Here is a 24,750-nt window from a genome sequence, read left to right as displayed (position 1 = left end):
TTTGCGCTCAGGCGCGGATTTGTTGTGATGTTGTTGTGCTCTGGCAGATGGCAACGTGTGCGACGTCCACCAGTTTATTTAACTGACTAAACAGTAAGTCGACCGACCGTGGGCTGGCAACGGTCAATTCGATATTTATATTTTGTGCATCACTGGCGGCAGCCATATTCATTGAGCAAACATGGAAACCACGATGGCGCACCACGCGTAAAACACGTTCTAAGGTTTCCGGATTGAAGCGAGCCGATACATTAACCTGATGTTGCATCATGATAATTTCTCCAACATTTCTGAATTACTGGCACCAGGCGGCACCAGTGGCCAGACGTTCTCAAGTTCGTCGATTGAGACATGAAGCAGGTATGGCCCATCACTGTTCAGCATGGTGTCGAGTGCCGCTTCAACCTGGTCTTTACGGGTGATGTGTTGGCCAGGGATACCGAAGGCTCTGGCTAACATGAGGAAATCGGGGTTATCGGTAAGGGTGGTTTCACTGTATCTTTCCTGGAAAAACAGTTGCTGCCATTGTCGAACCATCCCTAACCGTTGGTTATCGAGTAAGACGATTTTCAACGGTAATTGCTTGCGTTTTACGGTGCCCAACTCTTGCACATTCATCATGAAAGAGCCGTCACCGGAGATACAAACAACGGTATCGTTCGGTCGCGCGACTTGCGCGCCAACCGCCGCTGGTAAACCGAACCCCATGGTGCCTAACCCACTGGATGTGATGAAATTTTCCGGACGAGTATGGGCAATGTGCTGCGCGGCCCACATCTGATGCTGTCCCACATCCGTGGTCACAACACAATCCGCAGCCTTACGATCCGACAGTTGTTTTAACAACAACGGCGCGTAGATAGCCTCTCCGGGGTGATCGTAGCGCCAGGCATGTTCATCACGCAGTTGTGCGCAATATTGCTGCCAGCCATTGATATTTAACGACTGCTGTAATGCCGGTAACAAAGCATTCAAATCGCCCTGTAATGCCACATGCGCCTGACGCAGTTTGTTCATTTCTGCTGGGTCGATATCCATATGGATCACGCAGGCATGTGGTGCGAAGGTATTCAGTTTGCCGGTAACCCGGTCATCAAAACGTGCACCCACGGCGATCAGCAGATCACACTCCTGTACCGCGAAGTTCGCCGCTTTGGTGCCGTGCATCCCCAACATTCCCAGATAGTACGGATAATCCGTCTCGACTGCGCCCAGCCCTTTCAACGTACAGGTGACAGGCATTTTTGTGGTCGTGAGAAACTCACGCAGTGCAGGAACAGCCTGCGCCATACCGACACCGCCGCCGACATACAACATCGGCTTTTGCGCTTTAGTCAGCATCTGTCGCGCTTGCTCAACTTCTGCATGTGGAAAAGTCACTTCGTTTTCAACGGTGGTGAACCACGGTTCCAGATCGCCACTGGCTAACTGAATATCTTTTGGGATATCAACCAGAACCGGGCCGGGACGACCTGAGCTGGCGACATCAAACGCTTCCGCCATGATGCGTGGTAATTCTTCCAGCGACTGCACCAGGAAGCTGTGTTTGGTACAGGCTAACGACAATCCCAGTACATCCACTTCCTGAAATGCGTCGGTGCCGATAAACGGTGCGGACACCTGACCGGTGATGGCAACAACCGGAACAGAATCTAACAGCGCATCCGCCAGTCCGGTGATCAGATTGGTTGCACCAGGGCCAGACGTGGCAATGCATACACCGGTTTTGCCGGTAGCACGAGCATAGCCGATAGCTGCCATTGCCGCCCCTTGCTCATGTCGGCACAACAAGTGCTCCACGCCGCCGTCATACAATGCATCATAAACCGGCATAATTGCGCCACCCGGATAACCAAAAACGGTATTCACCCCCTGTGCCCGCAACGCATGTACCACCCACTGTGCGCCATTCATAGTTAGTTCCCCGTCCTGAATCTTGAGAAACAGAATTTTGTGCTGTTATTCATTGTCTGCTTCTCGGTTATGTTTTTAAGGTCAAAAAAAACCCCCGGACCTTTCGGTGCGGGGGTCTTAGTTCGTTAAGGCTTGATCTCTAAGCCTTTCCTCGTCCAAGTGCAGCCCCGCACGGTGGGATAATAATCACCACCACGCTAATCACGACCAGGCTAATCACTCGTAGAAGGGCTGTCATTTTGTCTTTTCTTGCATCTTGTTCGAAGGAATACCTAAAGAGTTACCATAGATTTTGCGAATGGCACAAGATATTTTTTGGTCGCTTTTTATGACAAATATAATAATTTCTATAAAAACCATTGTTTTTTATATAAAAAATAGTGAATGAAAAAAATTCAATTTCCGTATAATTCTTGCCCTTTCTTAAAGACTAATTCTTGCACGCCTCATTTTTGCGAGCGTTAATCCATCGCTAATACAACTCAAATCACTTTGCATAAATAAATAGGAATCTACCGCCAAATAACACAATTTAGCAGGCTACAGCAGCGATCTCTTATGTTCATAATGGTGACTTAAGGAGGACTTATGTCACTGTCAATTGTTCATACCCGTGCCGCGCTGGGAGTAAACGCTCCGCCGATCACTGTTGAGGTACATATCAGTAAAGGTCTACCCGGATTAACGATGGTGGGCTTACCAGAAACAACGGTAAAAGAAGCACGCGATCGCGTGCGTAGCGCCATTATCAATAGCGGATATGAATATCCGTCGAAAAAAATCACCATAAATCTTGCGCCTGCCGATCTACCGAAAGAAGGTGGAAGATATGATTTACCTATCGCCATTGCGTTGCTGGCTGCCTCTGAACAGCTTACAGCCAATAAGTTGGATGAATATGAATTAGTTGGGGAACTGGCGCTTACAGGCGCTTTGCGTGGCGTTCCCGGCGCAATCTCCAGTGCAACTGAAGCTATTAAGTCGGGCAGAAAGATTATCGTCGCGAAAGACAATGAAGCGGAAGTAGGGCTAATTAACGGTGAAGGATGCCTGATAGCCGATCATCTACAAGCGGTCTGTGCATTTCTGGAAGGTAAACATGCTCTCGAACGCCCAAAACCAACAGATGCGGAATCCTGGGTATTACAACATGATCTCAGTGATGTTGTCGGTCAGGAGCAAGGAAAGCGAGGGCTGGAAATTACCGCCGCTGGCGGGCACAACCTTTTACTGATTGGGCCGCCGGGAACGGGTAAAACAATGCTCGCCAGCCGTATTAATGGTCTGTTGCCAGATTTAAGTAATGAAGAGGCACTGGAGAGTGCTGCGATATTAAGTCTGGTAAATGCCGAATCGGTACAAAAACAGTGGCGGCAACGCCCGTTCCGTTCACCACATCACAGTGCGTCGTTAACTGCGATGGTTGGCGGTGGTGCAATTCCCGGGCCTGGTGAAATCTCGCTGGCGCATAACGGCGTGCTTTTTCTTGATGAGCTACCTGAATTTGAACGGCGTACATTGGATGCCTTGCGGGAGCCCATAGAGTCAGGCCAGATCCATCTTTCACGCACGCGAGCGAAAATAACCTATCCGGCACGTTTCCAGCTTGTCGCGGCGATGAATCCCAGCCCTACCGGACATTATCAGGGGAACCATAACCGCTGTACGCCAGAACAAACATTACGTTATCTCAACCGACTCTCAGGTCCCTTTCTCGACCGCTTTGATCTCTCACTGGAGATCCCTCTCCCACCGCCCGGTATTCTGAGTAAAGCAGTAGTTCTGGGGGAAAACAGCGCCACCGTTAAACAACGCGTAATAGCTGCCAGAGAGCGCCAATTTAAGCGGCAGAATAAACTGAATGCCTGGCTGGATAGCCCAGAAATACGACAATTCTGCAAGCTTGAGAGTGAAGACGCACAGTGGCTGGAAGAAACGCTGATCCATCTGGGATTATCTATTCGTGCCTGGCAGCGGTTACTGAAAGTATCAAGAACCATTGCGGATATTGATCAGTCTGAGACCATCACACGCCCGCATCTGCAGGAGGCGGTTAGCTATCGAGCTATCGACCGCTTGTTAATCCATTTGCAAAAACTACTGGCATAAAAAAAGGGCATTTCGCCCTTTTTTATTAATCGTCGGAATCGGTGTAGTCTTCAGCACCTTCGACCTGCGGTTTACCGCCGGAAAGAGTGTGAAAACGTTTTGGACGCTTGATACGCGTCATATATTTAGACCACACGCGTTCTGCTTCTGTCACTGGCTCACGTTCGCCACGGCATACTGCTACGAAGAGTTTCTCTTCTTCGGTCACCGGCTCGCGTTTACCGAGATCCAGCTCATTGAAGGCATAACCATGACGTTCAAGCAGTTGTGCCTCTTTGATGGTGAAATCACCATGACGAGAGAACCCACGTGGATAATGTTTATTGTCGAAATATCGATTAGTCGTCGTAAAGCTTTCCGCCATCCTGCACGCTCCTAATTCTTTGACCGAGCTAGTTATGGCGCGGAGTATTAGTTACGCTTGACAGAGTGTAAAACAAAACATTTAAATCATAACGACAAATAATTTTGCGGAGAGCACTGTGGATACGGAATTGTTAAAAACTTTCCTGGAAGTTAGCCGAACACGTCACTTTGGTCGAGCGGCTGAATCGCTCTATCTGACCCAATCAGCTGTGAGTTTTCGGATCAGGCAACTGGAAAATCAACTGGGTGTGAACCTTTTCACCCGCCACAGGAATAATATCCGTTTGACCGCTGCAGGAGAAAAGCTCCTGCCTTATGCAGAAACGCTCATGAGTACCTGGCAGGCCGCCCGTAAGGAAGTGGCACATACCTCACGACATAATGAGTTCTCCATCGGTGCCAGCGCCTCGTTGTGGGAATGTATGCTTAATCAGTGGCTGGGACGTTTGTATCAAAATCAGGATGCCCACACAGGGTTGCAGTTCGAAGCGCGGATCGCCCAACGGCAGTCACTGGTAAAACAACTGCATGAACGTCAGCTTGATCTTCTTATTACCACTGAAGCGCCCAAAATGGACGAGTTTAGTAGCCAGTTGCTGGGGCATTTTACTTTGGCACTTTATGCCAGCACCCCTTCTAAATTAAAAGGAGATCTTAACTATCTGCGACTGGAATGGGGGCCAGATTTTCAACAACATGAGGCCGGTTTAATCGGTGCTGATGAAGTTCCAATCCTGACAACCAGTTCTGCCGAACTGGCACAGCAACAGATTGCAATGCTTAATTGTTGTACCTGGCTACCAGTAAGTTGGGCTCGCAAAAAAGGCGGATTGCATACTGTTGTCGACAGCACAACGCTTTCACGTCCTCTCTATGCTATATGGCTGCAAAATAGTGATAAACACGCGTTGATTCGCGATCTATTGAAAATTAACGTTCTGGATGATGTGTATTAATTAAAATAGCTGGCAAGGATGCCGGAAGAAGGTTTTACTTTGGATGAATTTATTACAGATAAAAAAAATCCTTAGCTTTCGCTAAGGATGATTTCTGGCAGGGGCGGAGAGACTCGAACTCCCAACACCCGGTTTTGGAGACCGGTGCTCTACCAATTGAACTACGCCCCTAATTAGGGTGGCGGAACGGACGGGACTCGAACCCGCGACCCCCTGCGTGACAGGCAGGTATTCTAACCGACTGAACTACCGCTCCACCGAATTCTTTTACAACCACCAGTTTTATGACCGGCTTACTGCTAAATTTGATGCCTGGCAGTTCCCTACTCTCGCATGGGGAGACCCCACACTACCATCGGCGCTACGGCGTTTCACTTCTGAGTTCGGCATGGGGTCAGGTGGGACCACCGCGCTATCTCCGCCAGGCAAATTCTGTTTATTAACCCGCTTATCGCCGGTTAATCTAATCTGTATCAGGCTGAAAATCTTCTCTCATCCGCCAAAACATCTTCGGCGTTGTAAGGTTAAGCCTCACGGTTCATTAGTACCGGTTAGCTCAACGCATCGCTGCGCTTACACACCCGGCCTATCAACGTCGTCGTCTTCAACGTTCCTTCAGGAGACTTAAAGTCTCAGGGAGAACTCATCTCGGGGCAAGTTTCGTGCTTAGATGCTTTCAGCACTTATCTCTTCCGCATTTAGCTACCGGGCAGTGCCATTGGCATGACAACCCGAACACCAGTGATGCGTCCACTCCGGTCCTCTCGTACTAGGAGCAGCCCCCCTCAGTTCTCCAGCGCCCACGGCAGATAGGGACCGAACTGTCTCACGACGTTCTAAACCCAGCTCGCGTACCACTTTAAATGGCGAACAGCCATACCCTTGGGACCTACTTCAGCCCCAGGATGTGATGAGCCGACATCGAGGTGCCAAACACCGCCGTCGATATGAACTCTTGGGCGGTATCAGCCTGTTATCCCCGGAGTACCTTTTATCCGTTGAGCGATGGCCCTTCCATTCAGAACCACCGGATCACTATGACCTGCTTTCGCACCTGCTCGCGCCGTCACGCTCGCAGTCAAGCTGGCTTATGCCATTGCACTAACCTCCTGATGTCCGACCAGGATTAGCCAACCTTCGTGCTCCTCCGTTACTCTTTAGGAGGAGACCGCCCCAGTCAAACTACCCACCAGACACTGTCCGCAACCCGGATCACGGGTCCACGTTAGAACATCAAACATTAAAGGGTGGTATTTCAAGGTCGGCTCCATGCAGACTGGCGTCCACACTTCAAAGCCTCCCACCTATCCTACACATCAAGGCTCAATGTTCAGTGTCAAGCTATAGTAAAGGTTCACGGGGTCTTTCCGTCTTGCCGCGGGTACACTGCATCTTCACAGCGAGTTCAATTTCACTGAGTCTCGGGTGGAGACAGCCTGGCCATCATTACGCCATTCGTGCAGGTCGGAACTTACCCGACAAGGAATTTCGCTACCTTAGGACCGTTATAGTTACGGCCGCCGTTTACCGGGGCTTCGATCAAGAGCTTCGCCTTGCGGCTGACCCCATCAATTAACCTTCCGGCACCGGGCAGGCGTCACACCGTATACGTCCACTTTCGTGTTTGCACAGTGCTGTGTTTTTAATAAACAGTTGCAGCCAGCTGGTATCTTCGACTGATTTCAGCTCCACGAGCAAGTCGCTTCACCTACATATCAGCGTGCCTTCTCCCGAAGTTACGGCACCATTTTGCCTAGTTCCTTCACCCGAGTTCTCTCAAGCGCCTTGGTATTCTCTACCTGACCACCTGTGTCGGTTTGGGGTACGATTTGATGTTACCTGATGCTTAGAGGCTTTTCCTGGAAGCAGGGCATTTGTTGCTTCAGCACCGTAGTGCCTCGTCATCACGCCTCAGCCTTGATTCTCCGGATTTGCCTGGAAAATCAGCCTACACGCTTAAACCGGGACAACCGTCGCCCGGCCAACATAGCCTTCTCCGTCCCCCCTTCGCAGTAACACCAAGTACAGGAATATTAACCTGTTTCCCATCGACTACGCCTTTCGGCCTCGCCTTAGGGGTCGACTCACCCTGCCCCGATTAACGTTGGACAGGAACCCTTGGTCTTCCGGCGAGCGGGCTTTTCACCCGCTTTATCGTTACTTATGTCAGCATTCGCACTTCTGATACCTCCAGCATGCCTCACAGCACACCTTCAACGGCTTACAGAACGCTCCCCTACCCAACAACACATAGTGTCGCTGCCGCAGCTTCGGTGCATGGTTTAGCCCCGTTACATCTTCCGCGCAGGCCGACTCGACCAGTGAGCTATTACGCTTTCTTTAAATGATGGCTGCTTCTAAGCCAACATCCTGGCTGTCTGGGCCTTCCCACATCGTTTCCCACTTAACCATGACTTTGGGACCTTAGCTGGCGGTCTGGGTTGTTTCCCTCTTCACGACGGACGTTAGCACCCGCCGTGTGTCTCCCGTGATAACATTCTCCGGTATTCGCAGTTTGCATCGGGTTGGTAAGTCGGGATGACCCCCTTGCCGAAACAGTGCTCTACCCCCGGAGATGAATTCACGAGGCGCTACCTAAATAGCTTTCGGGGAGAACCAGCTATCTCCCGGTTTGATTGGCCTTTCACCCCCAGCCACAAGTCATCCGCTAATTTTTCAACATTAGTCGGTTCGGTCCTCCAGTTAGTGTTACCCAACCTTCAACCTGCCCATGGCTAGATCACCGGGTTTCGGGTCTATACCCTGCAACTTAACGCCCAGTTAAGACTCGGTTTCCCTTCGGCTCCCCTATTCGGTTAACCTTGCTACAGAATATAAGTCGCTGACCCATTATACAAAAGGTACGCAGTCACCCCATTAAAGAGGCTCCCACTGCTTGTACGTACACGGTTTCAGGTTCTTTTTCACTCCCCTCGCCGGGGTTCTTTTCGCCTTTCCCTCACGGTACTGGTTCACTATCGGTCAGTCAGGAGTATTTAGCCTTGGAGGATGGTCCCCCCATATTCAGACAGGATACCACGTGTCCCGCCCTACTCATCGAGCTCACAGCATGTGCATTTTTGTGTACGGGGCTGTCACCCTGTATCGCACGCCTTTCCAGACGCTTCCACTAACACACATACTGATTCAGGCTCTGGGCTCCTCCCCGTTCGCTCGCCGCTACTGGGGGAATCTCGGTTGATTTCTTTTCCTCGGGGTACTTAGATGTTTCAGTTCCCCCGGTTCGCCTCATTAACCTATGGATTCAGTTAATGATAGTGTGACGGATCACACTGGGTTTCCCCATTCGGAAATCGCCGGTTATAACGGTTCATATCACCTTACCGACGCTTATCGCAGATTAGCACGTCCTTCATCGCCTCTGACTGCCAGGGCATCCACCGTGTACGCTTAGTCGCTTAACCTCACAACCCGAAGATGTTTCTTACGAACCATCATCGTGTTGCGAAAATTTGAGAGACTCACGAACAACTTTCGTTGTTCAGTGTTTCAATTTTCAGCTTGATCCAGATTTTTAAAGAGCAAATATCTCAAACATCACTCGTAAGTGAGTTTTGAGATACAGTGGCCGGCGACTTTCACTCACAAACCAGCAAGTGGCGTCCCCTAGGGGATTCGAACCCCTGTTACCGCCGTGAAAGGGCGGTGTCCTGGGCCTCTAGACGAAGGGGACGTATCAGTCTGCTTCGCAAGACGCCTTGCTTTTCACTTTCTATCAGACAATCTGTGTGAGCACTGCAAAGAACAGTTCTTTAAGGTAAGGAGGTGATCCAACCGCAGGTTCCCCTACGGTTACCTTGTTACGACTTCACCCCAGTCATGAATCACAAAGTGGTAAGCGCCCTCCCGAAGGTTAAGCTACCTACTTCTTTTGCAACCCACTCCCATGGTGTGACGGGCGGTGTGTACAAGGCCCGGGAACGTATTCACCGTGGCATTCTGATCCACGATTACTAGCGATTCCGACTTCATGGAGTCGAGTTGCAGACTCCAATCCGGACTACGACGCACTTTATGAGGTCCGCTTGCTCTCGCGAGGTCGCTTCTCTTTGTATGCGCCATTGTAGCACGTGTGTAGCCCTGGTCGTAAGGGCCATGATGACTTGACGTCATCCCCACCTTCCTCCAGTTTATCACTGGCAGTCTCCTTTGAGTTCCCGGCCGGACCGCTGGCAACAAAGGATAAGGGTTGCGCTCGTTGCGGGACTTAACCCAACATTTCACAACACGAGCTGACGACAGCCATGCAGCACCTGTCTCACAGTTCCCGAAGGCACCATCCCATCTCTGGAATGTTCTGTGGATGTCAAGACCAGGTAAGGTTCTTCGCGTTGCATCGAATTAAACCACATGCTCCACCGCTTGTGCGGGCCCCCGTCAATTCATTTGAGTTTTAACCTTGCGGCCGTACTCCCCAGGCGGTCGACTTAACGCGTTAGCTCCGGAAGCCACGCCTCAAGGGCACAACCTCCAAGTCGACATCGTTTACGGCGTGGACTACCAGGGTATCTAATCCTGTTTGCTCCCCACGCTTTCGCACCTGAGCGTCAGTCTTCGTCCAGGGGGCCGCCTTCGCCACCGGTATTCCTCCAGATCTCTACGCATTTCACCGCTACACCTGGAATTCTACCCCCCTCTACGAGACTCAAGCTTGCCAGTATCAGATGCAGTTCCCAGGTTGAGCCCGGGGATTTCACATCTGACTTAACAAACCGCCTGCGTGCGCTTTACGCCCAGTAATTCCGATTAACGCTTGCACCCTCCGTATTACCGCGGCTGCTGGCACGGAGTTAGCCGGTGCTTCTTCTGCGGGTAACGTCAATGAGCAAAGGTATTAACTTTACTCCCTTCCTCCCCGCTGAAAGTACTTTACAACCCGAAGGCCTTCTTCATACACGCGGCATGGCTGCATCAGGCTTGCGCCCATTGTGCAATATTCCCCACTGCTGCCTCCCGTAGGAGTCTGGACCGTGTCTCAGTTCCAGTGTGGCTGGTCATCCTCTCAGACCAGCTAGAGATCGTCGCCTAGGTGGGCCGTTACCCCGCCTACTAGCTAATCCCATCTGGGCACATCCGATGGCAAGAGGCCCGAAGGTCCCCCTCTTTGGTCTTGCGACGTTATGCGGTATTAGCTACCGTTTCCAGTAGTTATCCCCCTCCATCGGGCAGTTTCCCAGACATTACTCACCCGTCCGCCACTCGTCAGCAAAGAAGCAAGCTTCTTTCTGTTACCGTTCGACTTGCATGTGTTAGGCCTGCCGCCAGCGTTCAATCTGAGCCATGATCAAACTCTTCAATTTAAAAGTTTGATGCTCAAAGAATTAAACTTCGTAATGAATTACGTGTTCACTCTTGAGACTTGGTATTCATTTAGCGTCTTGCGACGTTAAGAATCCGTATCTTCGAGTGCCCACACAGATTGTCTGATAAATTGTTAAAGAGCAGTGCCGCTTCGCTTTTTCTCAGCGGCGCGGGGTGTGCATAATACGCTTTCCCGCTACAGAGTCAAGCATTTTTTCGCTTTTCTCTGTCGAAGTTCTCAGGAGAACCCCGCTGACCCGGCGGCTTATTTGCCGTTGTTCCGTGTCAGTGGTGGCGCATTATAGGGAGTTATTCCGGCCTGACAAGAGGAAATTTAAAATAATTTTCCGAATGCGTGTTTTTTCATCAAAACACCTGTTAATGCGCCATAAAACAAGCAATTTGCCGTTTTTGCAACCGCAATCACACTTCCTGGTGGCATACTAAGGATGAAAAAAAGAATAAGGAAGATGAGTATGCCATTAAGCGCACAACAGTTAGCTGCACAGAAAAACCTTTCGTATGTTCTGGCTGAGAAGCTGGCGCAACGGATCTTAAAAGGTGAATACGCACCCGGCACCATTCTGCCTGGTGAAATTGAGCTGGGTGAGCAATTTGGAGTGAGCCGTACTGCGGTACGCGAAGCGGTCAAGACGTTAACGGCAAAAGGAATGGTTTTGCCACGTCCACGAATTGGTACGCGTGTCATGCCGCAATCCAACTGGAACTTTCTTGATCAAGAGTTGCTTACCTGGTGGATGACGGAAGATAACTTTCATCAAGTTATTGATCATTTTCTGGTTATGCGTATCTGTCTGGAACCGCAAGCCTGCTTACTGGCAGCAACGATGGGCACCGCAGAACAGAAGGCACATCTTAATACGCTGATGGCCGAAATGGTGGCATTAAAAGAAAATTTCCGCCGGGAACGTTGGGTTGAGGTTGATATGGCCTGGCATGAACACATTTATAAAATGAGTGCTAACCCGTTTTTGACCTCTTTCGCCTCGTTATTTCATTCGGTTTATCACACCTACTTTACATCGATAACCAGCAACACTGTAATAAAACTGGATCAGCACCAGGCGATCGTTGATGCGATAATCCATAGTGATGGCAACGCAGCTTTCAAAGCTTGTCAGGCACTGCTACTTCCCCTCGAGAAGTGAGACAGCCTAACGAAACACTGAATGAGCGATAAAAAGCGTGGTATGGCGAGTTTATTGTGGATTGCGGCAATGACCTTCTTTATGCAGACTCTCGATGCCGCCATTCTGAATACTTCCTTCCCCGCTATCGCTCATAGCCTCAATCGCTCACCCCTTGCTATGCAATCGGCCATTATCAGTTATACGTTAACGGCGGCAATATTTTGCTTAAAATCTAAGCAGAGCCGCGCTCCATCAGAATCGGGGTGAGTTGTAATCGTTGTTGCTGTAAGGTTGGTTGAGCCATCCGGTGGATAAGTACATCAATTGCCAGCTCTCCCAGTTCATCTTTCGGTTGATGAATTGTGGTGAGCGGTGGCGTCATATAACGTGCCAGTTCAATATCGTCATAACCAATCACCGCGATGTCCTGCGGAACATGTAACCCAGCCTGGTATAACGCCTGGTACACACCGACCGCCATCGCGTCATTTCCAGTAAACACAGCCTGGGGACGTAACGGATGCGATAATAACTGCTGCATCGCGTCAAACCCGCCGTTAAATTCAAAATCGCCTGTCACTTCATAGCCATCAGGAACTTCCAGTCCTGCACGATCCATTGCCGCCCGGTAACCTTCCAGCCGCAAACGTGCAGGCGTTTTATCCAGCGGGCCGGTAATACAGGCAATACGGGTATAGCCTTTGTCGATCAGATATTGCGTCGCTAAATCCCCCCCCAGAAACGAGTTATCCTGAATGAGATCGCTGTCGCCATCGAACGGCGCCCAGTCCATCATCACGGTAGGAATTGTTGGATAGCGTTGCATGATCTCACGCGAAGGCTGGTGTGTTTCAGTACAGAGTAATAGCAAACCATCGACACGTTTTTGCATCAACGTTTCCAGATTGCGATTCATTCGCTGCTCATCGCCTTCGGTATTGCAGAGAACAAGGCTATAACCGCGTTCAAAGCAACTGCGTTCAACGCCACGCACCAGTTCAGAATAGAAAGGATTGGTACTGGCAGTGATCAACATGCCAATAGTATGTGTTTGATTGAGCTTGAGACTACGTGCCAGAGCTGATGGCGCGTAATTGAGTTCTTTAATCGCCGCTTCAACTTTGGCGGTAATCGCTTCGCTGACGAAGCGATCTTTATTGATGACGTGAGAAACTGTCGATGTAGAAACGCCCGCCAGACGGGCAACATCTTTCATTGTAGCCAAGCGTCACCTCTGCCTGTCTAAGAAGGTATCGATCTCTTCACGCCAGGGAACGGAAGGTTGTGCACCTTTACGTGTCACAGCAATCGCAGCGGCAGCATGGGCAAAACGAATCGCCTCAGGCAATGTTTTTTCTTCCAGCAACGCCGTGATTAATGCGCCATTAAAAGTATCTCCGGCAGCAATAGTATCAACAGCCTGAACCCGGAATCCAGGTACGCGCTGACCTTCGCCATTCACACTGGCCCACACGCCACGGCTCCCTAAGGTAATCAGTACAGTACGGATACCTTTCTCATGTAGTATCTGCGCAGCTTTCGCCGCATCTTCATCATTTTCAACACGAATACCGGTGAGCTTTTCTGCTTCCGTTTCGTTTGGCGTGATGATGTCCACCAGCGCCAGCAATTCGTCAGGAAGTTCACGAGCCGGAGCCGGGTTGAGTGCAACGATAGTTTTATTTTGATGGGCGATTTTCGCCGCTGCCATCACACTTTCGAGTGGTGATTCCAACTGCATTAATAATGCCGACGCGTTGGCAATACGCTCACGTTGCGCTTCCACCAGCGTTGGGGAAAGGGCTGCGTTAGCCCCGGCATGAATGCCGATAACGTTCTCGCCTTCGGCATTAACAAAAATCAGCGCTACGCCTGTCGATTCGCCCTTGATCACACTGACCGGAGAAATATCAATATTATCAGTGGCGAGTTGCTGACGAACACTCTCACCAATGCTGTCATCCCCTGTGCAGGCAATGAACGCAATATTCGCGCCACTACGCCCTGCGGCCACAGCCTGATTCGCGCCTTTACCGCCGAATGCGACCTGATAGTGGTTACCGGTTACGGTTTCGCCTGGAGTAGGAAAAGATTGAAGATTAAGGATATGGTCAGCATTAATGCTGCCAAGAACAACGAGGCTGCCTGCATTTTGCATATTCGGGATGTCCATAAAATGCGCCACCGGGTTAGGGTGGCGCGTGCCCTGCTTTTCTTTATATTACACGTTCATCTGTCGATGCCGTATTTATGCCACCATCAGGTTATAAAACCTGATTAAAGACTACTGCTTAACAACCAGTTTCAGATCAACCGGATACTTAGCCTGAACTTTCTCGCCTTTCAGCACTTTATCGGCGGTTTCGACGCCTTTCGCGCCAATCTGATCGGGTAACTGAGCGATAGTCGCTGCTAGTTTGCCATCATTAACCGCTTTTTCGCCATCCGGCGTACCGTCAAATCCGACAACCATCACATCCGATTTACCGGCAGTTTGCAGAGCGCGCAGTGCGCCCAGCGCCATTTCATCGTTCTGCGCGAATACAGCCTGCACATCCGGGTGCGCCGTCAGCAAGTTCTGCATCACGTTCAGACCTTTGGTACGGTCGAAGTCTGCTGGCTGGCTGGCGAGAACGTTAAATTTGTGAGCTGCAACGGCCTGCTGGAAGCCTTCGCCACGTTCGCGAGCAGCGGATGTACCGGCGATGCCCTGCAATTCGATAACTTTCGCCCCTTCACCTGCTTTCTTCGCGATGTAATCACCGGCAATTTTGCCGCCCAGTACGTTATCGGAAGCAATGTGGCTAACAACGTCGCCTTTCGTTGCCTGGCGGTCAAGAGTGATTACCGGGATGTTCGCCTGGTTGGCCATCTTCACGGCGTTACCTACCGCGTCGGAGTCGGTCGGGTTAATCAGCAGAATTTTGGTGCCGCGAACAGTTAAGTCCTGCACATTCGCCAGTTCTTTTGCCGGGTTGTTCTGGGAGTCCAGCACCACCAGGTTATAGCCGAGTTTATCCGCCTCTTTCTGCGCGCCATCTTTCAGCGATACAAAGAACGGGTTATTGAGCGTGGAAACCACCAGCGCAATGGTATCTTTTGCCATTGCATTCGCACTGACGGTGGCGCTTAACGCAACAGCAGAAACCAGGGTAGCCAGTTTTTTCATGTTCATATTCAAGATGTCCTGTAGTCGTTATTACTGCTTTTTGTTGTCTACCAGCACCGCCAGCAAAATCACCACCGCTTTGACGATCATCTGGTAATAGGAGGAAACACCTAACAAATTCAAACCATTATTAAGGAAGCCAAGAATTAATGCGCCGATCAATGTCCCAACAATGCGACCTTTTCCGCCTGCCAGACTCGTACCACCCAGAACCACCGCGGCAATGGCATCCAGCTCGTAGCCAGTCCCCGCCGTCGGTTGCGCAGAGGAAAGACGCGCTACTTCAATGATCCCAGCCAGCGATGCCAGCAGTCCACAAAGAGAGTAGACGATGATTTTGATTCTATTGACATTGATACCAGAAAGACGCGTTGCCGCTTCGTTGCCACCCAGCGCGTAGATGTAACGCCCCAGACGCGTGTGATGCAGCATGTACCAGGCCGCGAGGAAGACAATACCCATGATCCACACAGGCGTCGGTACGCCCAGCGGACGACCAATACCAAACCAGCCAAACAAGTCGGCGTTCTCGGTAAAGCCGGTATTCACCGGGCTACCGTTGGTGTAAACCATCGTCACGCCACGCAGTAAAAGCATCATCACCAGGGTAGCGATAAACGCCTGGACGCGGCCTTTCGCTACAATCACCCCGGTTACCGCGCCAATTGCAGCTCCTAATGCCAGTGCGGCAGCAACAGCCACCAACGCGTTAACTTCAATGCCAACGATGGAGGCAGCAACTGCGCCAGTTAGCGCCAGCAGAGAACCGACGGACAGGTCGATACCCGACGTCAGGATCACCAGCGTCATGCCGACCGCCATAATGGCGTTAACCGAGGTTTGCTGGAGAATATTGAATAAGTTATTAACGGTGAAAAAGTTCGGACTTAACGTCGAGACAATCGCGATCAGCACCAGCAGAGCGATAAGCGATTTCTGCTCCATCAGCCACGCTTTCGTGAAATAACGGCGACCAGAGACAGTCTGGGTTGTCATTTTTTTACTCCTGATTCACGCGATTAAGCTTGCCCACAGCGGCAGCCATTAACACTTCCTGGGTGGCCTGCTCACGAGTAAATTCCCCGCTGAGATGCCCTTCATGCATAACGATGATGCGATCGCTCATGCCTAATACTTCTGGCATTTCCGATGACACCAGAATGATGCTCAAACCATCGGCTTTGAACTGGTTGATCAGTTGATAAATCTCTTTTTTCGCGCCGACATCCACGCCACGGGTGGGTTCATCAAGGATAAGCACTTTCGGGCGCGTCATCAGACCGCGGGCAATCGCCACTTTTTGCTGATTGCCACCGGAAAGCAGACCAATTGCCTGTTCCATCGACGGCGTTTTCACATTGAACAGACGAATAAAATCACTCACCGCCTGTTGCTCATCGGCATGCTTCAGACTGCCATCAGCACGGCTGAAGTAACGCAGGGCAGTTAGCGACATGTTCTCTTTTACTGACATGCCCAGCACTAAACCGTCGCGTTTGCGGTCTTCGGAGATATACACAATGCCATTTGCCAGGCCATCCTGCGGTGAACGGGTAACAACTTCATGCCCATCCAGAGTGACGTAACCGCTGGTGCGCGGCAGTGCGCCGTAGAGCACTTTCATCAGTTCGGTGCGGCCGGCGCCCATCAAACCAGAGACGCCGAGAATTTCACCTTTACGTAGGGTAAAAGAGACATCGTTAACGCCAGGTCCGCAGAGATTATCAACTTTCAGACGGATATCTCCCGGCGCTTTTTCCTGGTGTGGATATTGTTCTTCCAGTTTGCGGCCCACCATCATCTCAATCAGCGAATCTTCGGTTAGTGATGCCACTTCACGCTCGGCAATAAATTGCCCGTCACGAAAAACCGTAACGTCATCACAAATCTCGAAGATTTCTTTCATACGGTGGGAAATATAGACAACGCCACGCCCTTGCAATTTCAGCTCGCGAATGACGCGGAACAGGGATTCGGTTTCGGTATCGGTCAGTGCATCGGTCGGTTCATCCATAATGATAACTTTCGACTCAAAGCTTAATACCTTCGCGATTTCAACCATCTGCTGGTCACCGATGGAAAGATCGCCCACCAGCTTGTCGCTTTTAAACCGCAGATTAAGTTTAGCCAGCAATTTATCCGCTTCGGCATACATGGTTTTCCAGTCAATTTTGCCAAAACGATTCACAAACTCTCGGCCGAGGAAAATATTTTCCGCAATGGTCAGTTGCGGGATCAGATTCAGTTCCTGGTGGATAATGCCAATTCCAGCTTCCTGAGAAGATTTCGGCCCGGTAAACGTCGTTTCTTTGCCCAGCCATAAAAGCGTACCGGCATCACGGGTATAGATACCGGTAAGCACTTTCATCATGGTGGATTTACCCGCGCCATTTTCACCTACCAGCGCCATCACGCGACCCGGATAGACATTTAGCGCGGCTCCCGAAAGCGCTTTTACGCCCGGGAAGGCTTTATCGATACCTTTAAGCTGTAGTAATGCTTCCATGGCGGCCTCAGAACGTCACGCCAGCACAGAGAATGATATTCGCATACGGGGAACACTCCCCGCTGCGAATTACCGCCTGACTGTTTGCGGTTTGTTGTTTGAATTGTTCATGCGTGATGTAACGAATTTCAATGAAATTTCCCTGGTGTTTTTGCAGCGTCTCAAGATGTGAGAGCAACGTTTCGTGGAGTTGCGGATTATGTTGTTTGATCTCTTCCGCGATAATGGCAGCCTCGACCTGCATTTCACTTGTGACGACGCCCAGCACCTGCATAAAAGAAGGTACGCCCTGGGTTAATGCCATATCGATACGCGTTGTACTTTTGGGGATAGGTAAACCAGCATCACACACCACCAGCGTATCGGTATGCCCCAGGCGGGAGATCACCGACGAAATACCTGAATTAAGAACGGCGCCTTTTTTCATTTTTTTCTCCATCAGCGAAACGTTTCGCTGACCCGCAGTTTAATCCCGTCTAATTAAGGAAAACCATCGCGACGTTGCAGAAATGTGATCAACATCGAAACGTTTTATATCGAGAACAAACAATGAAAATAAAAACGCCCCCTTATGGAGAAAGGAGGCGTCTGGGGTTAGATCTCGACCTGTGTACCCAACTCGATAACCCGGTTTGGTGGGATTTCAAACTGATCCGGAGCGCGCAACGCATTACGTTGCAACAGCAAATACAGCTTGCCGCGCAAACGTAAGTACCACGGACGTTTGCCGAGGATCAGTGATTCATGTGACATAAAGAAGGACGTTTCCATCATTCGACAACTTAACCCTTCCAGACCACAGCGGTGGAAAACTTCTTCTACGTTTGGCGTTTCCCGCCAGCCGTAACTTGCCACCACGCGCCAGAAAGTAGGCGACAGTTGTTCAATCTGTACCCGACGGACGTTATGGACATATGGCGCGTCTTCAGTACGCAGAGTTAACAGAATAACCCGCTCGTGCAATACCTTGTTATGTTTGAGGTTATGCATTAGAGCAAAGGGAATGACATTGATTGCGCGCGACATATACACCGCAGTTCCGGGCACACGAACAGGCGGTGATTTCTCCAGCGAAGCAATCATCGCCTCCAGAGAGTTACCATGTTCATGCATCCGCCGCAGCAGGCGGAAACGCTCACTCTTCCAGGTGGTCATCACGATAAACATCACCGTACCGAGGCTCAATGGCAACCAGCCACCGGAGAGCAGTTTATCGAGGTTAGCGGTAAACAGCGGGATATCAACACACAAGAAGGCAATCAGAATCAGCGCAACAAAATACTTATTCCAGTGCCAGTTCTGGCGCGCCACGGTAGTTGAAAGAATAGACGTCAGTACCATAGTTCCGGTAACTGCAATCCCATATGCCGCCGCCAGGTTACTGGAGTGCTCAAAGCTGACTATCACAATCACGACTGCGACATAAAGCATCCAGTTCACAAATGGAATGTAGATTTGCCCCGATTCCATTTCAGAAGTGTGAATAATGCGCATCGGAGACAAATAGCCCAGACGTACCGCCTGACGCGTCAATGAGAAGACACCAGAGATAACCGCCTGCGAGGCAATTACCGTTGCCAGTGCGGCGATGATCAGCAGCGGGATCAGCGCCCAGTCCGGTGCCAACAGAAAAAACGGGTTTTTAATCGCTTCCGGGTTCTTTAACAGCAGCGCCCCCTGACCGAAGTAGTTAAGGGTTAAAGAAGGCAGTACGACGGTAAACCATGCCAGGCGAATCGGGAACTTACCAAAGTGCCCCATATCAGCGTACAGCGCCTCAACACCGGTAATCGACAGAACCACCGCGCCTAACGCAATAAAGGAAACGGTTTTATATTCAAGGAAGAAATGCACCGCCCACATTGGGTTTAAGGCATGCAACACTTCTGGATTGGCAATAATGCTACGTAACCCAAGAGCTGCCAGAATCAAAAACCAGGTCAGCATAATCGGCGCAAAAAGCTTACCGACCATAGCAGTGCCATGTTTTTGAATCATAAACAGTAACGTGAGAACGATGATTGAGAGGGGAACAATCCAGGTGTCCAGTTGTGGGGCGACGATTTCCAGACCTTCGATGGCAGACATTACCGAAATGGCGGGTGTTATGACAACTTCACCATAGAAAAAGCTGCCGCCTATTAGCCCCATAATCACCAGAATTGAGGTCGTTCGCGCCGACGTATTGCGCCCGGCAAGCGACATCAGCGTCAGAATTCCCCCTTCACCGGCGTTATCTGCACGCATCACGAAGGTGAGATATTTTATGGAAACCACAAAGATTAGCAGCCAGAAGATCAGCGATAAAAAGCCAAACACGGCATCGCGTTCAACGCCAAAACCAAACTGGCCGGACAAACATTCACGAAGCGTATATAACGGGCTGGTACCAATATCGCCGTAGACAACTCCAATCGCCGCGAGGGTAATCGCGGGCAACGATTGCTTATTATCAGTGCTCATAGACTAGTCTTTCGTTGAAATATGAAATGTGTGCGTAGTCCCTTGGCCCACAAAAAAGCGTTCAGTATGCACGATTAACGGCAAAATCGTACTCCTAAATGCGGTCACATTAACCTGGCTCAAAGAAAAATAGCCCTCCTTTGAGACTATTTTTGCCACCATCAAGAAACGTCTATACTCGCAGTTTACGCAGAACTTTTGACGAAAGGACGCCACTTCATTATGGCTCACCCTCATTTATTAGCGGAAAGAATTTCCCGCCTGAGCAGTTCGCTGGAAAAGGGGCTTTATGAACGTAGCCACGCCATCCGCCTGTGTTTGTTAGCGGCATTAAGCGGCGAAAGCGTATTCCTGCTCGGCCCGCCAGGTATTGCCAAAAGTCTGATTGCCCGGCGTTTAAAATTCGCCTTTCAAAATGCTCGCGCGTTTGAATATCTGATGACCCGCTTCTCCACCCCGGAAGAAGTTTTTGGCCCGCTTTCCATTCAGGCGCTAAAAGATGAAGGCCGCTATGAGCGTTTAACCACCGGTTACCTGCCGGAAGCAGAAATCGTCTTTCTTGATGAGATCTGGAAAGCCGGGCCAGCGATTCTTAATACCCTACTGACCGCTATTAATGAACGCCACTTCCGCAACGGTGCACATGTCGAAAAAATTCCTATGCGCTTGCTGGTGGCGGCCTCCAACGAACTGCCGGAAGCAGACAGTAGCCTGGAAGCGTTATATGACCGTATGCTGATTCGTCTGTGGTTAGATAAAGTGCAGGATAAAGCGAATTTCCGCTCCATGTTGACCAGCCAACAGGATGAAAATGACAATCCCGTTCCTCCCTCTCTACAGGTTACAGATGAGGAATATGAACGCTGGCAGAAAGAGATTAGTGAAATTACGCTGCCCGATCATGTATTTGAGCTGATTTTTATGCTGCGCCAACAACTGGATAAATTGCCGGATGCCCCCTATATTTCCGATCGCCGCTGGAAAAAAGCGATCCATTTACTGCAGGCCAGCGCCTTTTTTAGCGGTCGCAATGCGGTTGCCCCGATTGATCTGATCTTGCTGAAAGATTGCCTGTGGTATGACGCGCAAAGCCTGAATTTGATTCAACAACAAATTGATGTATTGATGACCGGTCACGCATGGCAACAGCAAGGGATGTTGACTCGCCTGGGCGCGATTGTGCAGCGTCGCCTGCAACTTCAGCAACAACAAAGCGATAAAACGGCTTTTACCGTGATTCGTCAGGGCGGTATGTTCAGCCGCCGCCCACAATATCAACTTCCAGCCGACGTTACCGCTTCCACGTTGACCCTGCTGCTGCAAAAACCATTAAAACTGCATGATATGGAAGTGGTTCATATCGCTTTTGAGCGTAGCGCACTGGAACAGTGGCTGAACAAAGGCGGTGAAATTCGCGGCAAATTAAATGGTATTGGTTTTGCCCAGAAGCTGAATATGGAAGTTGATAGCGCCCAACATCTTGTTGTCCGTGATGTCAGTTTGCAGGGTACGACACTGGCTCTCCCCGGCACATCTGCAGAAGGCCTGCCTGGCGAAATAAAACAACAACTGGAAGAGCTTGAAAGTGACTGGCGTAAACAACAAGTTTTATTCAGCGAACAGCAAAAATGTCTGTTTATCCATAGCGACTGGTTAGGTCGCATTGAAGCCAGCCTACAGGATGTCGGTGCCCAGATTCGCCAGGCGCAACAATGCTAACACTGGATACGCTTAATGTAATGCTGGCCGTCAGCGAAGAGGGATTGATCGAAGAGATGATCATCACGCTGTTGGCCTCGCCACAACTGGCTGTTTTCTTTGAAAAATTCCCACGCCTGAAGGCGGCAATCACTGATGATATTCCCCGCTGGCGTGAGGCGCTGCGCAGTCGGCTGAAAGATGCACGCGTCCCACAGGAACTCACTGAAGAGGTCATGTGCTATCAGCAAAGCCAACTTCTCTCCACACCGCAATTTATTGTGCAGTTACCGCAGATCCTGGACTTACTGCATCGACTAAATTCCCCGTGGGCCGAACAAGCCCGGCAGTTGGTTGATGCCAACAGCACGATCACCCCAGCATTACACACGCTTTTTCTCCAACGTTGGCGCTTAAGTCTGATCGTGCAAGCGACGACGTTAAATCAACAATTATTAGAAGAAGAACGTGAACAACTGTTGAGCGAGGTTCAGGAACGCATGACGTTAAGCGGTCAACTTGAACCGGTTCTGGCGGAAAACAACACCGCAGCCGGTCGCCTGTGGGATATGAGCGCCGGTCAGCTCAAACGCGGCGACTATCAGTTAATTGTGAAATATGGTGAATTTCTTAACGAGCAGCCGGAGCTGAAACGTCTGGCAGAACAGTTAGGGCGTTCACGGGAAGCAAAATCGATCCCCCGCAACGATGCGCAGATGGAAACCTTCCGCACAATGGTACGCGAACCAGCGACCGTTCCTGAGCAGGTTGATGGCTTGCAGCAAAGCGATGATATTTTACGCCTTCTGCCGCCGGAACTGGCGACTCTGGGCATTACTGAACTGGAGTATGAATTTTACCGTCGGCTGGTGGAAAAACAGTTGCTCACTTATCGCCTGCACGGTGAATCATGGCGTGAAAAAGTTATCGAACGTCCGGTCGTCCATAAAGATTATGACGAACAGCCGCGCGGGCCGTTTATTGTCTGCGTAGATACATCTGGCTCAATGGGCGGCTTTAATGAACAGTGCGCGAAAGCGTTCTGTCTGGCCTTGATGCGCATTGCCCTCGCTGAAAATAGGCGCTGCTTTATTATGTTATTTTCCACCGAGATCGTCCGTTATGAGCTTTCAGGCCCACAAGGCATCGAACAAGCGATCCGTTTTTTAAGCCAGCAGTTTCGTGGCGGCACCGATCTTGCCAGTTGTTTTCGCGCCATTATGGAGCGCTTGCAAAGCCGGGAATGGTTTGACGCCGATGCGGTGGTGATTTCTGATTTTATCGCCCAACGGTTGCCTGACGACGTGACGAGTAAAGTAAAAGAGTTGCAGCGGGTACATCAGCATCGCTTTCATGCCGTGGCGATGTCGGCGCACGGCAAACCCGGCATCATGCGCATTTTCGATCATATCTGGCGCTTTGATACCGGGATGCGTAGCCGCCTGCTCAGACGCTGGCGGCGATAAGTCATTACAACAGAGAAGAGACGCTCTCGCGAACGGCCGCAGGCCATACGCCGCACTGAACCTGCCCAATATGTGGCAGTTGCAGCAACAACATGGTTAAACGAGACTGACCGATACCGCCGCCGATAGTCTGTGGCATTTCGCCGCGCAGCAGCGCCTGATGCCACTCCAGTTGCAGACGATCTTCATCACCGGTCAGCGCCAGTTGATGTTTCAACGTCTCGGCATCCACACGGATACCCATTGAAGAAAGCTCAAACGCATCTTCCAGTACGGGGTTCCACACCAGAATATCGCCGTTCAACCCCGCATATCCAAGCTCTGAAGGAGTACTCCAGTCATCATAATCCGGTGCGCGCACGTCGTGGCGGTGGCCATCGCTTAACTTGCCGCCAATTCCGACGAGGAATACCGCGCCAAGATCTTTCGCAATCGCCCGCTCACGCCCTTTGGCATCAAGATCCGGATAACGGGACAGTAATTCCTGACTATGTACAAAGTGGATCTGATCCGGCAGGAACGGTGCCAGGCCAAACTCTTTGCTAACTGCGGCTTCGGTCGCTTTAATTCCCGCCCAGATCGCCTCTACCGTGCTTTTCAGAGTGGAGAATTGGCGCTCACCGTCGCCCATTACGCGTTCCCAATCCCACTGATCAACATAGACCGAGTGCAACGGGGAAAGACGGTCTTCATCGGGGCGAAGGGCTTTCATGTGCGTGTAAAGCCCTTCGCCCACGCTGAAGTCGTGTTGCCCTAATGTCTGACGTTTCCACTTCGCCAGTGAATGAACCACTTCGAACTGGGCGTCAGGCAGCGCTTTCACTTTTACCTGCACCGCTTTTTCACAGCCCGACAAGTTATCCTGCGTGCCATCCCCCACACGGCTAAGGATTGGCGCCTGGACTTCAATCAGCCCTAAGCGTTCTTCCAGTTGACGAGAAAAGTGAGATTTCACGAAGCTAATTTGACGTTGTTTGGCAATGTAAGCGGTTTTCATTTTTTATACTCCTGCGTCCTGTTGCTTATGATTAAGCAACAAAAACCGGCACACATGCAATAATCATTCAATAAAAAGCCTTGCTTACTTTTGATTCATTAAAAGTTAAGGCTAAAATAGACTGAATCATTAATATTCATAAGAAAAATCTATGGAAAATTATCAAATCGACAATCTGGACCGCGGCATTCTGGAAGCATTAATGGGCAATGCGCGTACCGCTTACGCCGAACTGGCGAAACAATTTGGCGTCAGTCCGGGAACGATCCACGTTCGCGTAGAGAAAATGAAGCAGGCAGGGATTATTACTGGTGCTCGGATTGATGTTAGCCCGAAACAACTCGGTTATGACGTAGGCTGCTTTATCGGCATTATATTGAAGAGCGCCAAAGACTATCCTTCCGCGCTGGCAAAACTGGAAAGCCTTGATGAAGTAACTGAAGCCTATTACACCACCGGCCACTACAGCATCTTTATTAAGGTAATGTGCCGCTCGATCGACGCTCTCCAGCATGTACTTATCAACAAGATCCAAACAATTGATGAAATTCAGTCCACTGAAACTCTGATCGTACTGCAGAACCCGATCATGCGTACTATCAAGCCATGATCGACTTTTTTAATCCCATACTT

At 50.4% G+C, this 24,750-nt stretch carries 19 protein-coding genes, 3 tRNA genes, 3 rRNA genes and 1 pseudogene; 7 read left to right on the top strand and 19 right to left on the bottom strand.

The window, feature by feature from the left end; genetic code table 11:
* Positions 1-7: 7 nt before the first annotated feature.
* From ilvM to ilvL, 4 genes are all read right to left on the bottom strand, one after another.
* Entirely contained in the window at positions 8-271 is a 264-nt protein-coding gene (gene ilvM / locus A1WG_RS13055; RefSeq protein ID WP_000983255.1) for an acetolactate synthase 2 small subunit, read from the bottom strand.
* Positions 268-1,914 carry an acetolactate synthase 2 catalytic subunit gene (ilvG, locus tag A1WG_RS13060; RefSeq protein ID WP_001012639.1) on the bottom strand — a complete coding sequence of 549 codons (1,647 nt, stop codon included), beginning with the start codon at positions 1,912-1,914 and terminating at the stop codon, positions 268-270. The genes ilvM and ilvG overlap by 4 nt, the downstream gene beginning before the upstream one ends.
* A 2-nt stretch (positions 1,915-1,916) precedes the next feature.
* A complete protein-coding gene (ilvX, locus tag A1WG_RS24525) occupies positions 1,917-1,967 on the bottom strand; it encodes a peptide IlvX (RefSeq protein WP_001387183.1) in 51 nt (16 codons plus the stop codon).
* A gap of 86 nt (positions 1,968-2,053) precedes the next feature.
* A complete protein-coding gene (gene ilvL / locus A1WG_RS0121715; RefSeq protein ID WP_001311244.1) occupies positions 2,054-2,152 on the bottom strand; it encodes an ilv operon leader peptide in 99 nt (32 codons plus the stop codon).
* A 350-nt stretch (positions 2,153-2,502) separates the two neighbouring features.
* Here ilvL and A1WG_RS13065 point away from each other — a divergent pair, with 350 nt between their 5' ends.
* A complete protein-coding gene (locus tag A1WG_RS13065; protein ID WP_000059010.1) occupies positions 2,503-4,023 on the top strand; it encodes a YifB family Mg chelatase-like AAA ATPase in 1,521 nt (506 codons plus the stop codon).
* 25 nt (positions 4,024-4,048) lie between these two features.
* Here A1WG_RS13065 and maoP read toward each other — a convergent pair whose 3' ends face one another.
* Positions 4,049-4,387, bottom strand: a complete 339-nt coding sequence (gene maoP, locus A1WG_RS13070) for a macrodomain Ori organization protein MaoP (RefSeq protein WP_000841001.1) — start codon at positions 4,385-4,387, stop codon at positions 4,049-4,051.
* A gap of 118 nt (positions 4,388-4,505) precedes the next feature.
* On the opposite strand from maoP, the gene hdfR reads away from it, so the two are divergent.
* Positions 4,506-5,345 (top strand): HTH-type transcriptional regulator HdfR, encoded by an 840-nt coding sequence (gene hdfR / locus A1WG_RS13075; protein ID WP_000379233.1) that lies wholly within the window; start codon positions 4,506-4,508, stop codon positions 5,343-5,345.
* Between the two features lie 95 nt (positions 5,346-5,440).
* On the opposite strand, the gene A1WG_RS13080 is transcribed toward hdfR, so the two are convergent.
* The 6 genes from A1WG_RS13080 to A1WG_RS13105 all read right to left on the bottom strand — a co-directional run bounded on the left by A1WG_RS13080 (position 5,441) and on the right by A1WG_RS13105 (position 10,666).
* Positions 5,441-5,516: transfer RNA gene (locus tag A1WG_RS13080), tRNA-Trp, on the bottom strand.
* A gap of 8 nt (positions 5,517-5,524) precedes the next feature.
* Positions 5,525-5,601: transfer RNA gene (locus tag A1WG_RS13085), tRNA-Asp, on the bottom strand.
* A gap of 54 nt (positions 5,602-5,655) precedes the next feature.
* A 5S ribosomal RNA gene (gene rrf / locus A1WG_RS13090) occupies positions 5,656-5,771 on the bottom strand.
* Positions 5,772-5,865: 94 nt separating this feature from the next.
* A 23S ribosomal RNA gene (locus tag A1WG_RS13095) occupies positions 5,866-8,770 on the bottom strand.
* Positions 8,771-8,963: 193 nt separating this feature from the next.
* Positions 8,964-9,039: transfer RNA gene (locus A1WG_RS13100), tRNA-Glu, on the bottom strand.
* An 85-nt stretch (positions 9,040-9,124) separates the two neighbouring features.
* Positions 9,125-10,666 (bottom strand): 16S ribosomal RNA (locus A1WG_RS13105).
* The 16S, 23S and 5S rRNA genes sit together here with 3 tRNA genes alongside, the layout of an rRNA operon.
* A gap of 477 nt (positions 10,667-11,143) precedes the next feature.
* On the opposite strand from A1WG_RS13105, the gene A1WG_RS13110 reads away from it, so the two are divergent.
* Positions 11,144-11,836 (top strand): FadR/GntR family transcriptional regulator, encoded by a 693-nt coding sequence (locus tag A1WG_RS13110; RefSeq protein WP_001131156.1) that lies wholly within the window; start codon positions 11,144-11,146, stop codon positions 11,834-11,836.
* A 21-nt stretch (positions 11,837-11,857) separates the two neighbouring features.
* Positions 11,858-12,037 (top strand): annotated as a pseudogene (locus A1WG_RS23150) (MFS transporter); the annotation flags it as partial.
* Between the two features lie 13 nt (positions 12,038-12,050).
* Here A1WG_RS23150 and rbsR read toward each other — a convergent pair.
* The 7 genes from rbsR to kup all read right to left on the bottom strand — a co-directional run bounded on the left by rbsR (position 12,051) and on the right by kup (position 19,956).
* Entirely contained in the window at positions 12,051-13,043 is a 993-nt protein-coding gene (rbsR, locus tag A1WG_RS13115; protein ID WP_000224458.1) for a ribose operon transcriptional repressor RbsR, read from the bottom strand.
* Between the two features lie 3 nt (positions 13,044-13,046).
* Positions 13,047-13,976, bottom strand: a complete 930-nt coding sequence (gene rbsK, locus A1WG_RS13120) for a ribokinase (protein WP_001517412.1) — start codon at positions 13,974-13,976, stop codon at positions 13,047-13,049.
* A 126-nt stretch (positions 13,977-14,102) separates the two neighbouring features.
* Positions 14,103-14,993, bottom strand: a complete 891-nt coding sequence (gene rbsB, locus A1WG_RS13125) for a ribose ABC transporter substrate-binding protein RbsB (protein WP_001056270.1) — start codon at positions 14,991-14,993, stop codon at positions 14,103-14,105.
* Between the two features lie 24 nt (positions 14,994-15,017).
* Positions 15,018-15,983 carry a ribose ABC transporter permease gene (rbsC, locus tag A1WG_RS13130; RefSeq protein WP_000211871.1) on the bottom strand — a complete coding sequence of 322 codons (966 nt, stop codon included), beginning with the start codon at positions 15,981-15,983 and terminating at the stop codon, positions 15,018-15,020.
* 4 nt (positions 15,984-15,987) lie between these two features.
* Complete coding sequence (gene rbsA, locus A1WG_RS13135) at positions 15,988-17,493, bottom strand: ribose ABC transporter ATP-binding protein RbsA (protein ID WP_001517413.1); 1,506 nt, start codon at positions 17,491-17,493, stop codon at positions 15,988-15,990.
* A 7-nt stretch (positions 17,494-17,500) separates the two neighbouring features.
* Positions 17,501-17,920 (bottom strand): D-ribose pyranase, encoded by a 420-nt coding sequence (gene rbsD, locus A1WG_RS13140; protein ID WP_001517414.1) that lies wholly within the window; start codon positions 17,918-17,920, stop codon positions 17,501-17,503.
* 167 nt (positions 17,921-18,087) lie between these two features.
* Positions 18,088-19,956, bottom strand: a complete 1,869-nt coding sequence (gene kup / locus A1WG_RS13145; protein WP_000102299.1) for a low affinity potassium transporter Kup — start codon at positions 19,954-19,956, stop codon at positions 18,088-18,090.
* A 222-nt stretch (positions 19,957-20,178) separates the two neighbouring features.
* On the opposite strand from kup, the gene ravA reads away from it, so the two are divergent.
* Together ravA and viaA are read left to right on the top strand one after the other, a co-directional pair.
* Positions 20,179-21,675 carry an ATPase RavA gene (gene ravA, locus A1WG_RS13150; protein ID WP_001517415.1) on the top strand — a complete coding sequence of 499 codons (1,497 nt, stop codon included), beginning with the start codon at positions 20,179-20,181 and terminating at the stop codon, positions 21,673-21,675.
* Complete coding sequence (gene viaA, locus A1WG_RS13155) at positions 21,669-23,120, top strand: ATPase RavA stimulator ViaA (protein ID WP_001517416.1); 1,452 nt, start codon at positions 21,669-21,671, stop codon at positions 23,118-23,120. The genes ravA and viaA overlap by 7 nt, the downstream gene beginning before the upstream one ends.
* 4 nt (positions 23,121-23,124) lie before the next feature.
* Here viaA and asnA read toward each other — a convergent pair whose 3' ends face one another.
* Positions 23,125-24,117 carry an aspartate--ammonia ligase gene (gene asnA / locus A1WG_RS13160; protein WP_000845139.1) on the bottom strand — a complete coding sequence of 331 codons (993 nt, stop codon included), beginning with the start codon at positions 24,115-24,117 and terminating at the stop codon, positions 23,125-23,127.
* Between the two features lie 151 nt (positions 24,118-24,268).
* Between asnA and asnC the strand changes: the two genes are divergently transcribed.
* Positions 24,269-24,727 carry a transcriptional regulator AsnC gene (gene asnC / locus A1WG_RS13165; protein WP_000433019.1) on the top strand — a complete coding sequence of 153 codons (459 nt, stop codon included), beginning with the start codon at positions 24,269-24,271 and terminating at the stop codon, positions 24,725-24,727.
* The last annotated feature ends 23 nt before the right edge of the window (positions 24,728-24,750 follow it).

The sequence above is a fragment of the Escherichia sp. KTE96 genome (genome assembly GCF_000408525.1).
Lineage (GTDB): Bacteria > Pseudomonadota > Gammaproteobacteria > Enterobacterales > Enterobacteriaceae > Escherichia > Escherichia marmotae.
The sequence above is the reverse complement of the archived record's forward strand: the minus strand, read 5'-3'. Positions and strand labels throughout refer to the sequence as shown.